The organism is Pseudomonas sp. R4-39-08 (genome assembly GCF_003852275.1).
Classification (GTDB): domain Bacteria; phylum Pseudomonadota; class Gammaproteobacteria; order Pseudomonadales; family Pseudomonadaceae; genus Aquipseudomonas.
In genome coordinates this window covers 1,238,180-1,251,578 of sequence record NZ_CP027733.1, presented here as the reverse complement: position 1 = coordinate 1,251,578, position 13,399 = coordinate 1,238,180, and the positions used below count along the sequence as shown (strand labels likewise).

General features: G+C 61.1%; 11 protein-coding genes. 8 read left to right on the top strand and 3 right to left on the bottom strand.

Annotated elements, in window-relative coordinates; genetic code table 11:
- The first annotated feature begins 29 nt into the window (after nt 1-29).
- From glpD to C4J88_RS05440, 8 genes are all read left to right on the top strand, one after another.
- Nucleotides 30-1,568, top strand: a complete 1,539-nt coding sequence (glpD, locus tag C4J88_RS05475; protein WP_124406406.1) for a glycerol-3-phosphate dehydrogenase — start codon at nt 30-32, stop codon at nt 1,566-1,568.
- Between the two features lie 374 nt (nt 1,569-1,942).
- Nucleotides 1,943-2,869 carry a glutamate/aspartate ABC transporter substrate-binding protein gene (locus C4J88_RS05470; RefSeq protein ID WP_124366004.1) on the top strand — a complete coding sequence of 309 codons (927 nt, stop codon included), beginning with the start codon at nt 1,943-1,945 and terminating at the stop codon, nt 2,867-2,869.
- Between the two features lie 192 nt (nt 2,870-3,061).
- Nucleotides 3,062-3,808: an amino acid ABC transporter permease gene (locus tag C4J88_RS05465; protein ID WP_024073702.1), complete on the top strand. Its 747-nt coding sequence runs from the start codon at nt 3,062-3,064 to the stop codon at nt 3,806-3,808.
- Nucleotides 3,808-4,479 (top strand): amino acid ABC transporter permease, encoded by a 672-nt coding sequence (locus tag C4J88_RS05460; protein WP_046071144.1) that lies wholly within the window; start codon nt 3,808-3,810, stop codon nt 4,477-4,479. The genes C4J88_RS05465 and C4J88_RS05460 overlap by 1 nt, the downstream gene beginning before the upstream one ends.
- Nucleotides 4,476-5,210 (top strand): amino acid ABC transporter ATP-binding protein, encoded by a 735-nt coding sequence (locus C4J88_RS05455; RefSeq protein ID WP_124361503.1) that lies wholly within the window; start codon nt 4,476-4,478, stop codon nt 5,208-5,210. Before C4J88_RS05460 ends, C4J88_RS05455 begins: the two co-directional genes overlap by 4 nt.
- A 158-nt stretch (nt 5,211-5,368) precedes the next feature.
- Nucleotides 5,369-7,270 carry a sensor histidine kinase gene (locus C4J88_RS05450; RefSeq protein ID WP_124406405.1) on the top strand — a complete coding sequence of 634 codons (1,902 nt, stop codon included), beginning with the start codon at nt 5,369-5,371 and terminating at the stop codon, nt 7,268-7,270.
- Nucleotides 7,267-8,604 carry a sigma-54 dependent transcriptional regulator gene (locus tag C4J88_RS05445; RefSeq protein ID WP_124406404.1) on the top strand — a complete coding sequence of 446 codons (1,338 nt, stop codon included), beginning with the start codon at nt 7,267-7,269 and terminating at the stop codon, nt 8,602-8,604. Before C4J88_RS05450 ends, C4J88_RS05445 begins: the two co-directional genes overlap by 4 nt.
- Nucleotides 8,604-8,942 carry a GlpM family protein gene (locus C4J88_RS05440; protein WP_124406403.1) on the top strand — a complete coding sequence of 113 codons (339 nt, stop codon included), beginning with the start codon at nt 8,604-8,606 and terminating at the stop codon, nt 8,940-8,942. Before C4J88_RS05445 ends, C4J88_RS05440 begins: the two co-directional genes overlap by 1 nt.
- A 122-nt stretch (nt 8,943-9,064) precedes the next feature.
- Here C4J88_RS05440 and C4J88_RS05435 read toward each other — a convergent pair whose 3' ends face one another.
- The 3 genes from C4J88_RS05435 to C4J88_RS05425 are packed head-to-tail and all read right to left on the bottom strand — an operon-like array spanning nt 9,065 to nt 13,354.
- Complete coding sequence (locus tag C4J88_RS05435) at nt 9,065-10,462, bottom strand: sigma-54 dependent transcriptional regulator (protein WP_124406402.1); 1,398 nt, start codon at nt 10,460-10,462, stop codon at nt 9,065-9,067.
- Entirely contained in the window at nt 10,452-12,230 is a 1,779-nt protein-coding gene (locus tag C4J88_RS05430) for a HAMP domain-containing sensor histidine kinase (protein WP_124406401.1), read from the bottom strand. The genes C4J88_RS05435 and C4J88_RS05430 overlap by 11 nt, the downstream gene beginning before the upstream one ends.
- Complete coding sequence (locus C4J88_RS05425) at nt 12,230-13,354, bottom strand: GNAT family N-acetyltransferase (protein ID WP_124406400.1); 1,125 nt, start codon at nt 13,352-13,354, stop codon at nt 12,230-12,232. Before C4J88_RS05425 ends, C4J88_RS05430 begins: the two co-directional genes overlap by 1 nt.
- Nucleotides 13,355-13,399: the final 45 nt, after the last annotated feature.

The following is a 13,399-nucleotide window of genomic DNA, read 5'->3' as shown; positions in this document are numbered from 1 at the left end:
CCAATACGAAAAGATCGCGAGGCCAGCCGATGAACCCTTCTACCTTGCCTGCACCACCGCTTGCCGAAGTCTATGACGTTGCCGTAATCGGCGGCGGGATCAATGGCGTCGGCATTGCAGCAGACGCAGCCGGGCGCGGTTTGTCGGTATTCCTTTGCGAAAAGGACGACCTGGCCAGCCACACGTCTTCTGCCAGCAGCAAGCTGATTCACGGTGGCTTGCGCTACCTGGAACATTACGAGTTCCGCCTGGTACGCGAAGCCCTGGCCGAGCGTGAAGTGCTGCTGGCCAAGGCCCCGCACATCGTCAAGCAGATGCGCTTCGTGTTGCCGCACCGTCCGCACCTGCGTCCGGCCTGGATGATTCGTGCCGGCCTGTTCCTGTATGACCACCTGGGCAAGCGCGAGAAGCTGGCCGGTTCCAAAAGCCTCAAGTTCGGTGCCGACAGCCCGCTGAAAAGCGAAATCACCAAAGGCTTCGAATACTCCGACTGCTGGGTCGACGACGCCCGCCTCGTGGTGCTCAACGCCATGGCCGCGCGCGAGAAAGGCGCGCATATCCACACCCAGACCCGTTGCGTCAGTGCCCACCGCAGCAACGGCTTGTGGGAAATGAACATGGAACGCGCCGATGGCAGCCTGTTCTCGATCCGCGCCCGGGCGCTGGTGAACGCCGCCGGCCCCTGGGTCGCCAAGTTCATCAAGGACGACCTGAAGCTGGATTCGCCTTACGGCATTCGCCTGATCCAGGGCAGCCACCTGATCGTGCCGAAACTCTACGAAGGTGCGCATGCGCACATTCTGCAGAACGAAGACCAGCGCATCGTCTTCACGATTCCGTACCTCAATCACCTGACCATCATCGGCACCACCGACCGCGAATACACCGGTGATCCGGCGAAAGTTACGATCACCGAAGGTGAAACTGACTACATGCTCAAGGTGGTCAACGCACACTTCAAGAAACAGCTGAGCCGTGACGATATCGTCCACACCTATTCAGGCGTGCGCCCGCTGTGCAACGACGAATCAGACAACCCGTCGGCCATTACCCGCGACTACACCCTGTCGCTGTCCGGCGGCAGCGGCGAGGCGCCGATCCTGTCGGTGTTCGGCGGCAAGCTGACGACTTACCGCAAGCTGGCCGAATCGGCCATGGCGCAACTGGCGCCGTACTTCACCCAGATGCGCCCAAGCTGGACCGCCAAGGCCAGTCTGCCGGGCGGCGAAGACATGACCACGCCAGAAGCCTTGGCCGAGGCCATTCGCAGCAAGTTCGACTGGGTGCCGAGCGAGATCGCCCGTCGCTGGTCGACCACCTACGGCAGCCGCACCTGGCGCCTGCTGGAAGGTGTGCAAACCCTGGCTGATCTGGGCGAGCACCTGGGCGGTGGCCTTTACACCCGCGAAGTCGATTACCTGTGCGCCGAAGAATGGGTAACCCAGCCTCAGGACGTGCTGTGGCGCCGCACCAAGCTGGGCCTGTTCACCACTGCAGCAGAGCAGGACAACCTGCAACGCTACCTGTCCAAGGTTGAACAGAACCGCAGCAAGACCGAAGCGGCCTGACCGCCCCATACTGTAGGAGCGAGCTTGCTCGCGAAAAACCTGAGAGCGCCGCGTTTATCCGGAATAAACGCGGCGCTTTTGCGTTTTTCGCGAGCAAGCTCGCTCCTACCTTAGGAGTGCCTGCCATTCGGTTTTCCGAACGCAGAATCTGCTCCTATTCGGTTTGCCGTACCCCGGTAGTAAGCTGACACTGTCGTACAAAGTTAATAACCATATAAATCAACTGGTTAGGCTTTTGTTTTCGGTATGGCACGACTCATGCTCTACACTTCCTGACGATTGCCTGAGACGCCTCAGCAGCCGTCAAGGCATTCGCTGTACAAGAGAGCCGTTTAGCTGGCTTTATAAGAAAAACAAATGTCGAGGAAGTATTGATGCGCATCGTTCCCCATATCCTGGGCGCAGCTATCGCTGCTGCTCTGATCAGCACTCCAGTTTTCGCCGCCGAACTCACCGGCACGCTGAAGAAAATCAACGACTCCGGCACTATCACTCTCGCTCACCGCGACAGCTCTATCCCGTTTTCCTACATTGCGGATGGCTCGGGCAAACCCGTGGGCTATTCCCATGACATTCAACTGGCCGTCGTTGAAGCCCTGAAAAAAGACCTGAACAAGCCCGATCTGAAGGTCAAATACAACCTGGTGACGTCGCAGACCCGTATTCCGCTGATCCAGAACGGCACCGCGGACCTGGAATGCGGCTCCACCACCAACAACGCCGAACGCGCCCAGCAAGTTGACTTCACCACCAACATCTTCGAAATCGGCACCCGTCTGCTGGTCAAGAAAGACAAGGAGGGCAAGCCGACCTACGTTGACTTTGCCGACCTGAAAGGCAAGAACGTCGTGACCACCGCCGGCACCACGTCCGAGCGCATCATCAAGGCGATGAACGCCGACAAGCAGATGGGCATGAACGTCATCTCCGCCAAAGACCACGGCGAATCCTTCCAGATGCTCGAAAGCGGCCGCGCGGTTGCCTTCATGATGGACGACGCCCTGCTGGCCGGCGAAGAAGCCAAGGCCAAGAAGCCGGATGACTGGGTGATCACCGGTACTCCGCAGTCCTTCGAAGCCTACGCGTGCATGGTTCGCAAAGGCGACCCGGACTTCAAGAAAGCCGTGGATGACGCCATCGCCAGCCTGTACAAGTCCGGCGAAATCAACAAGATCTACGCCAAGTGGTTTGAAAGCCCGATTCCACCAAAAGGCCTGAACCTCAACTTCCCGATGAGCGACAAGGTCAAGGAACTGATCAAGAACCCGAGCGATAAACCGGCTCCGGAAGTAAAGATCTAAAACCTGGCTAACCTTATCGCCTGAGGGAGCCAAACTCCCTCAGGCGTTTGTAATTACCTGCTGGCTTTAACTTGGAACACTCGACCTGGCGGTTTTCGAGCCGATTGCGTGTGCCTGACGTTCAACGTCAGGAGGGAACGGACTGTCCCAAGCGGGTGCTTGTACATCGATCGATCTCGAGGGGAGACCCTAATGAATTACAACTGGGACTGGGGCGTGTTCTTCAAGTCCACCGGCGTTGGCAGCGAGACTTATCTCGACTGGTACATCGCCGGCCTGGGCTGGACCATCGCCATCGCTGTCGTGGCATGGATCATCGCCTTGCTGCTGGGCTCCATTCTGGGGGTCATGCGCACCGTGCCAAACCGCCTCGTATCGGGCATCGCGACCTGCTACGTGGAACTGTTTCGTAACGTGCCGCTGCTGGTTCAGCTGTTCATCTGGTATTTCCTGATACCCGATCTGCTGCCGCAGAACCTGCAGGACTGGTACAAACAAGACCTGAACCCGACCACCTCGGCCTACCTGAGCGTCGTCGTGTGCCTGGGCCTGTTCACGGCCGCCCGTGTGTGTGAACAAGTGCGCACCGGCATCCAGGCGCTGCCCCGTGGCCAGGAAGCCGCCGCGCGCGCCATGGGCTTCAAGCTGCCGCAGATCTACTGGAACGTGCTGCTGCCCCAGGCCTATCGCATCATCATTCCGCCGCTTACCTCCGAATTCCTCAACGTGTTCAAGAACTCCTCCGTGGCGTCCTTGATCGGCCTGATGGAACTGCTGGCGCAAACCAAGCAGACCGCCGAGTTTTCGGCCAACCTGTTCGAGGCCTTCACCCTGGCCACGCTGATCTACTTCACCCTGAACATGAGCCTGATGCTGCTGATGCGCGTGGTCGAGAAGAAAGTCGCGGTGCCCGGCCTGATCTCCGTGGGGGGTAAATAATGGACTTCGATTTCAGCGGTATCATCCCCGCGATCCCGGGCCTGTGGAACGGCATGGTCATGACCCTCCAGTTGATGGTCATGGGCGTGGTCGGCGGCATCATCCTGGGTACGATCCTCGCGCTGATGCGCCTGTCGTCCAGCAAGCTGCTGTCCCGTGTGGCCGGCGCATATGTGAACTACTTCCGTTCGATCCCGCTGCTGTTGGTGATCACCTGGTTCTACCTGGCGGTGCCGTTCGTGCTGCGCTGGATCACCGGTGAAGACACGCCGATCGGCGCCTTCACCTCCTGCGTCGTGGCCTTCATGATGTTCGAAGCCGCGTACTTCTGCGAAATCGTGCGGGCCGGCGTGCAGTCGATTCCCAAGGGCCAGATGGCCGCCGCGCAGGCGATGGGCATGACCTACGGCCAGACCATGCGCCTGATCATCCTGCCCCAGGCGTTTCGCAAGATGACCCCGCTGCTGCTGCAGCAGAGCATCATCCTGTTCCAGGACACGTCGCTGGTCTACACCGTGGGCCTGGTGGACTTCCTCAACTCTGCCCGTTCCAACGGCGACATCATCGGCCGCTCCAATGAGTTCCTGATCTTCGCCGGTGTCGTCTACTTCATCATCAGCTTTTCCGCCTCGCTGCTGGTCAAGCGTCTGCAAAAAAGGTTTGCCGTATGATCTCTATCAAGAACATCAACAAGTGGTATGGCGACTTCCAGGTGCTGACCGACTGCAGCACCGAGGTTAAAAAAGGCGAAGTGATCGTGGTGTGCGGGCCGTCCGGCTCGGGCAAGTCCACCCTGATCAAGTGCGTGAATGCGCTGGAGCCGTTCCAGAAAGGCGACGTGATCGTCGATGGCACTTCCATCGCCGACCCGAAGACCAACCTGCCGAAACTGCGCTCGCGCGTGGGCATGGTGTTCCAGCACTTCGAACTGTTCCCGCACCTGACCATCACCGAGAACCTGACCATCGCGCAGATCAAGGTGCTCGGCCGCAGCAAGGAAGAAGCCACCAAGAAGGGCCTGCAACTGCTGGAGCGCGTCGGCCTGTCGGCCCATGCACACAAGCACCCGGGCCAACTGTCCGGTGGCCAGCAACAACGTGTGGCGATTGCCCGCGCCCTGGCCATGGACCCGATCGTCATGCTGTTCGACGAACCGACCTCGGCGCTGGACCCGGAAATGGTCAACGAAGTGCTCGACGTGATGGTGCAGTTGGCCCACGAAGGCATGACCATGATGTGCGTGACCCACGAAATGGGCTTCGCCCGCAAAGTGGCCGACCGCGTGATCTTCATGGACGCCGGCAAGATCATCGAAGACTGCCCGAAAGAAGAGTTCTTCGGCGACATCAGCGCCCGCTCCGAACGTGCGCAGCACTTCCTTGAGAAAATCCTGCAGCACTAAAAACAGCCTCACTCCCACCCTGTAGGAGCGAGCTTGCTCGCGAAGAACCCAAGAGCACCGCGGACATCCAGGATGCACGCGTCATCGTTGACGTTTTTCGCGAGCAAGCTCGCTCCTACAGTTGGCCGGAGGGCGGTAGCTGACCCAAGGCATCTGTGATGAAATGCGACCCCACCCCCTATCGCGCTGCGCCGCCATCACTTGCCGTGAAGCCTCGCCTGATACGTCAACTGTTCCTGCCGCCGTTGATCATCGCCCTGATGATCGGCTTGGGTTATATCGGCTTCTGCGTCAGTGAGTACTATGGCATCCGCACCCTCAGCGACAACGGCGAACGCCAGTTGGAGTTGCACGCTCGCACCGTCGAAAGCGAACTGAGCAAATACACCTACCTGCCCAGCCTCCTTGAGCTGGAATCCAGCGTTTCCCTGCTCCTGGCTGACCCCAACCAGGAAACCCGCAAGACCGTCAACGATTACCTCGAAGGCTTGAACCGCCGCAGCCGCAGCCGCGCCATCTACGTGATGGATACCACCGGCCGGGTGCTGGCCACCAGTAACTGGCGCGACGCCGACAGTTATCAGGGTGAAGACCTGTCATTTCGCGCCTATTTCCAGAACGCCGTGCGCGGCCAGCCCGGTCGTTTCTACGGCATCGGCAGTACCAACGGCGAACCCGGCTACTACCTGGCCCACGGCCTGGAAGAGCATGGCAAGATCATCGGCGTCGCCGTGGTCAAGGTCCGCCTGGAAGCGCTTGAAGAGCGCTGGCAACGCGCGCGCCTCGAAGCTTTTGTCAGCGACGAAAACGGCATCATCATCTTGTCCAGTGACCCGGCCCGCCGCCTCAAGGCCGTGCGTCCCCTGAGCGAAGACACCAGGGACCGGCTGGCTAACAGCCTGCAATATTACTGGGCGACACTGGACGCCCTGGAACCCCTGGCCCGCGAGCGGCTGAACGAAGGCAGCGAAAAGCTGACCTTCCCGGCCAACAGCGAAGTGGTCAACGACAAGCAAGAAGTCAGTTACCTGGCGCAAACCCGGCCACTGAATGACACACCGTGGAACTTCACCCTGCTCACCCCGCTGAATGAACTACGCCGCGCCGCGATCAACCAGGGCATCCTGGTCGCCGTCGCGTTTGGCTTGGTCGCGTTTTTGCTGATTGCCTGGAACGAGCGGCGCAAGGTCATCGCCACCCGCCTCGCCGCACGGGAGGCCTTGCAGGAAGCCAACAGCCAGCTGGAACGACGGATTGCCGAACGCACCGCCGACCTGCGCGCCAGCAATGAACGCCTCAAAGGCCAGATCCGCGAACGGCGCCAGGCCGAAGAGACTTTGCGCCGTGCCCAGGACGAACTGGTGCAGGCCGGCAAACTCGCAGCGATCGGCCAGATGTCCACCAGCATCGCCCACGAATTGAACCAACCCCTGGCCGCGCTGCGCACCCTGTCCGGCAACACCGTGCGCTTCCTCGAACGTGGGGCCCTGGACACCGCCAGCGCCAACCTCAAGACCATCAACGAACTGATCGATCGCATGGGTCGCATCACCGCCAGCCTGCGCTCGTTCGCCCGGCGCGGTGACGACCAGGGCGAAGCGAACCTGGCCAAGGCGGTGGACGCCGCGTTCCAGGTGCTCGGCGCGCGCCTGGACAACCTGCCCCTGGCCGTGCACCGTGACTTCACCCATGCCCAGTTGCAGATCGATCAGACGCGCCTGGAGCAGATCCTGGTCAACCTGATCGGCAACGCCCTCGATGCGATGCAGGCGCAACCGGCGCCGCAGTTGTGGCTGGAAGGCCAGAGCGCCGAAGGTAAATATCGCCTGCGGGTGCGCGACAATGGCCACGGCATCGACCCCGAGGCACGCAAACACCTGTTCGAGCCCTTCTTCACCACCAAGCCCGGCGAGCAAGGGCTGGGCCTGGGCCTGACCCTGTCCGCGAGCCTCGCGGCGGCCACCGGAGGCAGCCTGGCCGTTGAACATCCGGCCGCTGGTGGTACCGCGTTTGTCCTGAACCTGCCGCTGGCGGGCGCTGAAAAAGTTGAGTCGACATGAATATTGAACCCCAAGACCTCACCGTCCTGATCGTCGAAGATGACCCCCACGTGCTGCTGGGTTGCCAGCAGGCATTGGCGCTGGAAGACATTCCCAGCGTTGGCGTGGGCAGTGCCGAAGAAGCGTTGACCCATATCGGCGAGAATTTTGCCGGCATTGTCATCAGCGATATTCGCCTGCCGGGCATTGATGGCCTGGCCTTGCTCACTCGCCTCAAGGCGCTGGATAAAAGCCTGCCGGTGGTGCTGATCACCGGGCATGGCGACATCTCCATGGCGGTCGGTGCCATGCGCAATGGCGCCTACGATTTCATGGAAAAACCCTTCTCCCCCGAACGCCTGGTAGACGTCGCCCGTCGTGCCCTTGAACAGCGTGGGCTGGCGCGGGAAGTCTGGTCGCTGCGGCGCCAACTGGCCGAGCGCGATTCGTTGGAGGGTCGCATCATCGGGCGCTCGCCGGCGATGCAAAACCTGCGCGAACTGATTGCCAACGTCGCTGACACGTCGGCCAACGTGCTGATCGAAGGCGAAACCGGCACCGGCAAGGAGCTGGTCGCGCGCTGCCTGCATGACTTCAGCCGGCGCCACGCCCACCAGTTCGTCGCACTGAACTGCGGTGGGCTGCCGGAGAACCTGTTCGAAAGCGAGATCTTCGGCCACGAAGCCAACGCGTTTACCGGCGCCGGCAAGCGCCGCATCGGCAAGATCGAGCACGCCCATGAAGGCACGCTGTTTCTCGATGAAGTGGAAAGCATGCCGATCAACCTGCAGATCAAACTGCTGCGGGTCCTGCAGGAGCGCACCCTCGAACGCCTGGGTTCGAACCAGAGCGTGGCCGTGGATTGCCGGGTGATCGCCGCCACCAAGTCCGACCTCGATGAACTGAGCCGCGCCAGCCAGTTCCGCAGCGACCTGTACTACCGTCTCAATGTGGTCACCCTGGAACTGCCGCCACTGCGCGAGCGCCGTGAAGATATCCTGCAGTTGTTCGAACACTTCCTGCAGCAGTCCTCACTGCGCTTCGATCGCATCGCCCCGGAGCTGGACAACCAGACCCTGTCGAGCCTGATGAGCCACGACTGGCCGGGCAACGTACGCGAACTGCGCAACGTCGCCGAACGCTTCGCCCTGGGCCTGCCCGCGTTCAAGAAAAGCGGCACGGGCGGCAGCGCCCACGGCCTGGCCTTTACCGAGGCGGTGGAAGCCTTTGAACGCAACCTGCTCGTTGACGCCCTGCAACGCAGCGGCGGCAACCTGACCCAGGCCAGCCAGGAACTGGGGATGGCCAAGACCACGCTGTTCGACAAGGTCAAAAAATACGGGTTGAGTCACTGATGGATCTATTCTTGAAAGCCGCCCTCGGCGCGGCGGTGGTGCTTATATTGGCCGCACTGGCCAAGACCAAAAACTATTACATCGCAGGCTTGGTGCCGCTGTTTCCGACCTTTGCGCTGATCGCCCATTACATCATCGGCAAAGGCCGCTCGGTCGAGGATTTGAAGACCACCATTGTGTTTGGGATGTGGTCGATCATTCCGTACTTCGTGTACTTGGCGACGTTGTATGTGATGGTGGATCGGATGCGGTTGGAGGCGTCGCTGGCGGTCGCGGCGGTGGCCTGGTTGATGGCGGCAACCGTCCTGGTAAGCGTCTGGGTACGCCTGCACACCTGACACACCACAGTCCAAATGTGGGAGGGGGCTTGCTCCCGATGGCGTTGGGTCAGTCAATAAATTCATGGCTGACATACCGCTATCGGGAGCAAGCCCCCTCCCACAGTTTTAACCACAGTGTGTCAGCGGACTATTTTGTCGACTTGGATGCCCAGCTTCTTCAGGCGGTACCAAAAGCTGCGCTCCGAAATCCCGATCTTCGCTGCTGCCGCGGCCTGCACGCCATTGCTCTCCTGCAACGCCGCCAGAATGTAGGCTTTCTCCACTTCCGCCAGCGCCGCATCCAGGTCCTGTGGCACACCCGGCCCGTCGCTGAGGATCGCCGTCACCCCGTCCTCGCTCGGTTTCGAAGCAAACAGATACCCCGGCAAATCGATATCCTCGATCACCGGCGAAGCCGCTACGATGGTCGCTCGTTCCACGCAGTTTTGCAGCTCACGGATATTGCCCGGCCAGTGGTACGCCGCCATGGCCTGCAAGGCTTCCGGGCTGAACCCGGTGATGCGTTTGCCGGCGGTCGCGCTGAGGGTGCGGGCGAAGTGCCGGGCCAGGGGTGCGATGTCTTCCACGCGCTCGCGCAGGGCCGGCAAAGGAATCGGGAAGACATTCAGCCGGTAATACAGGTCTTCGCGAAATTCCTTGTTGGCCACCGCGTCCAGCAGGTTCTTGTTGGTCGCGGCAATCACCCGCACGTCCACCTTGCGCTCGCGGGGATCACCCACCGGTTCGATGACCCGTTCCTGCAAGGCACGCAAAATCTTGGCCTGCAAGGCCAACGGCATATCACCGACTTCATCGAGGAACAGCGTGCCCTTGTCGGCCTGCATGAAGCGCCCTACCCGGTCGGCCACGGCGCCGGTGAAAGCGCCTTTGCGATGACCGAACATTTCGCTTTCCAGCAGCCCCTCAGGAATCGCCGCGCAATTGACCGCCACGAACGGTTGGTCGGCACGGCTGCCATGCTTGTGGATCGCGCGGGCGACCATTTCCTTGCCGGTGCCGCTTTCGCCGGTCAGCAGGATGGTTGCGCTGCTGTCGCGCACCGAGTCCACCGCCTGCAGCACTTTACGAAACGCCGGACTGTCACCCACCAAGCTGTCGAACTGTGCATGTTCATCCAGCTCGGCACGCAGGCGCGCGTTATCGCGCATGATGTCGCGAAACTGCAGGGCCTTGGCCACGGTGATGTCCAACTCGTCGATATCGAACGGCTTGGCAATGTAGTCGTAGGCGCCGTTGCGCATCGACTGCACGGCATTTTTCACCGTGCTGTAGGCCGTCATCACGATCACCGGCAACTGCGGATAGCGCTGCTTGATCTCGGCCAGCAACGCCGGCCCGTCCATGCCCGGCATGCGCCAGTCGCTGATGACCAGGTCGATGTCCTCCTGCTCCAGCACCTTGAGCGCGTGCAGGCCATTGCCGGCGGTAAACACCTGGATGCCGTTCTGGCTCAGGGCGGATGACAACAGATCACAGAGCTTGGGCTCGTCGTCGACCACCAATACGTTATGCGTCATGCCCGTTCTCATCCTCGCCGTCGTCTTCACCGTTAGCCGGAATGTACAGGTTGAAGGTGGCGCCGGCATCTTTCTCACTGATGCACTCGATGCTGGCGTCGTGACTCTCCATGATCGAATAGACTTTGGCCAGGCCCAGCCCCGTGCCCGAGGCCTTGGTGGTGACGAACGGCGTGAAAATGCGCTCGACCATATCTGCCGGGATGCCCTGGCCGGTATCGGCAATGCTGATCACGGTAGTGTCAACCACGCTGCGGATACCCAGGGTGAGGCGCCCGCCTTCAGGCATCGCGTCGATGGCGTTGAGAATCAGGTTCAGACAGGCCTGCTTGAGCTGCTTGGCATCCGCGTAGAGCGTGGCGTCGGGCGCCTGGTCGTCAATCTGTGCATCGATATTGTGAGTACTCAACTCCGGGCCACAGAAGCCGAGGATGTCTTCCACCAACGGGCGGGCCGGTTGCTGTACGCGGATCGGCGGATTGGGCTTGGCGAAGTCGAGGAATTCGGTGATCAGGTCGTTGATCCGGCTGACCTCGCTGATCACGTACTCCAAGTGGCGCTTGTCGGCGTCCGGAAGGTCGGCGCGCCGGTGCAACAGTTGAGTGGCCGTCTTGATGATGCCCAGCGGGTTGCGGATTTCATGGGCCAGGCCCATGGCGACTTCACCCAGGGCATGCAGACGATCACGCCGGCGCAGTTGGGCTTCCAGGTGATGCAATTCGCCCAGGCGTTCAGTCATGTGGTTGAAGGTGCTGCTCAGTTGCGCCAGCTCGTCGCCGCCGCTGACCTCTACCCGGTGCGCGTAGTTGCCGGAGATCACCGCATTCACGCCTTGGGACAGGTCCCGCAGCGGCTGGGTCAGGCGCCGCGACACCCACACCCCTGCCGCCAGTGAAAGCGCCGAGCTGACCAGGAAAATCAGCACGAACAAGTTGCTCTGATTCACCAGCCCCACCAGGCTCGTGTGGCGCAGCAGGCCGCTGAAGATCACGCCTTGCAGCTCGCCGGCATCGTTGAATATCGGCCAGTACAAGCCGCTGTACTGGTTGGTGAACTGCTCGCTCGGCTGCCGGGTGCTGCGCAGCTCGGCTTCGACGTTCTTCGGGATGCGCGCCGGGTGGTTTTCGAAGCGCTGGGTGGAAAATATCTCGGAAAACCCCGTGGCATTGGCCAGGTACAGGCGCAGGTCGAGGGAATGTACATCGGCCACGCTGGTAAGGAAGCTGCTGTCCAGGTAGGTGGCCACCAGCAACAGATAATCGACCCCATCGCGGTTGGTTTCGAAGGTCGATACCACCAGGCCCGTGCTGACACCGGCCACCTGTACGGTCTGCAATACCGTGTTGCTGGTCAGGTTGATCTGCTTGACGATGTCGTCGGCGGCGGTGCTGAACACCACCTTGTGATCACTGCTACGAATCAGCGCCACCACATCGATGTCGGTGGCATCGGCGATGTCGGCGGTGAGCCGGTCATGCCGTTCGGCCTGCCGCGATGAGGGTGGGCTGGTGTAGCGCAGGAACAGCTTGGCCATGCGCGCGTTGTCGTGAAGGATGTCGCCGATCTCGTCCTTGACGATCTTGGTCGACTCCTGCAGCCAGATACGCACGTTGCTGTCGAAAATCTGCGACAACGTGGTGGCGGCCAATTCCGCCGCGATCATGGTCGGAATGACGCTGACCAGCCAGAAGGCCAGCACCAGCTTGCGCTGGACGCTCCAGCGCGAAATGGCAAAGGGGCGGGCTTTCTGGCGGGTCTTGGTGATCATCAGGTTTCGCTTATCGCAGCAGCCATGGCAGGGTCGGAACGATCCGGTCGGAACAACATTTTGACTAACTTGAGCACGCCGTTGACCAGCCGATTGCGGTGGCGGAAGAACAGGCTGTTGCCCTGGAACTGGCAGCCCAGGCGCAGTTTACTGGCATACCCGGCCTGGCCGCACTCGTACACCGCAATATTGTGTTGAATACAGTAGTCGACATTGGTCAGCCAGCTACGGAAGTACAGGTTGTACTCACGGCTGAACGCGATGTCATGCCCGAAAAACTTATCGATCAGCCGATGCTCGTCGAGCAGGATCAGGTTGAACGCCACCAGGTGCTCGTCCACCCAGTAAAGAACACACACCGCACGCGCTTGCAGCTGTTCGAGAACCCGCGTGAAGTAACCGGCGGGCAGGCGTTCGAACTGCAAGTCCGCGCGCATCAGCGTGGCTTCATAGAGGCGCATGACCTCGGGCAGCACATCATCGATGTTGTGCCGCCACTCCACCCGCGGCCCCGGTGCGCGCAGTTTGCGGCGCAGGTCTTTGCGGGTGGATTTACCCAGCGAGCCAAGGTAAGCGTCCACTGAGCCGTAAGGCAGCGGCAACACGCCCGTGGGCAGGCTCGGCATGCTTTGAAAGCCAGCCGCACGGCAACTTTCGGCCCAATGCGGGTCGTTGCTCGGTGCGTCCTTGACCGCCAGCAGGCCGATGCCAAAGTCATCCGCATCCCGGCGCGCCACCTCCAGCAAGTGCTTGAGCAACTGCGGGCGCCGCGCATCCGCCACGCCACTGGCAAAACCGACGTCGCAGCGCTCGGCCACCGGCGAACCGAGGGCATACAACCCCAGTTGCAACAGACCCGGCCACAGTCGCGCCACACGTTCGGTCAAGCGCTTGCCGGCGCCCGACAGTGTCGTGTCGAGACGATAATGGGTGATGAACGCGACAGCCACTGCCGCCAGCGTTCCCTCTTCGTAAACCGCCAGGTAACGCCACTGAAAGTCATCGATCGCGGCGTTTTCCACGGCGAGGTAATAGTCCCAGTCCTCCAGGGCACCGGGAAAACAGTCATTCCAGGCATCGCGCTGGATAGCCCGGAGGGTCGGGAAGGCTTGGGTGGTTATCACAGTTTTTCCTTATCGACACCGCTTCCTGTAGGAGCGAGCTTGCTC

Bases quoted from the DNA above. Each gene is read 5' to 3' on its own strand.
- glpD (WP_124406406.1), top strand. From the start codon at position 30: ATGAACCCTTCTACCTTGCCTGCACCACCGCTTGCCGAAGTCTATGAC.
- C4J88_RS05470 (WP_124366004.1), top strand. From the start codon at position 1,943: ATGCGCATCGTTCCCCATATCCTGGGCGCAGCTATCGCTGCTGCTCTG.
- C4J88_RS05465 (WP_024073702.1), top strand. From the start codon at position 3,062: ATGAATTACAACTGGGACTGGGGCGTGTTCTTCAAGTCCACCGGCGTT.
- C4J88_RS05460 (WP_046071144.1), top strand. From the start codon at position 3,808: ATGGACTTCGATTTCAGCGGTATCATCCCCGCGATCCCGGGCCTGTGG.
- C4J88_RS05455 (WP_124361503.1), top strand. From the start codon at position 4,476: ATGATCTCTATCAAGAACATCAACAAGTGGTATGGCGACTTCCAGGTG.
- C4J88_RS05450 (WP_124406405.1), top strand. From the start codon at position 5,369: ATGAAATGCGACCCCACCCCCTATCGCGCTGCGCCGCCATCACTTGCC.
- C4J88_RS05445 (WP_124406404.1), top strand. From the start codon at position 7,267: ATGAATATTGAACCCCAAGACCTCACCGTCCTGATCGTCGAAGATGAC.
- C4J88_RS05440 (WP_124406403.1), top strand. From the start codon at position 8,604: ATGGATCTATTCTTGAAAGCCGCCCTCGGCGCGGCGGTGGTGCTTATA.
- C4J88_RS05435 (WP_124406402.1), bottom strand. From the start codon at position 10,462: ATGACGCATAACGTATTGGTGGTCGACGACGAGCCCAAGCTCTGTGAT.
- C4J88_RS05430 (WP_124406401.1), bottom strand. From the start codon at position 12,230: ATGATCACCAAGACCCGCCAGAAAGCCCGCCCCTTTGCCATTTCGCGC.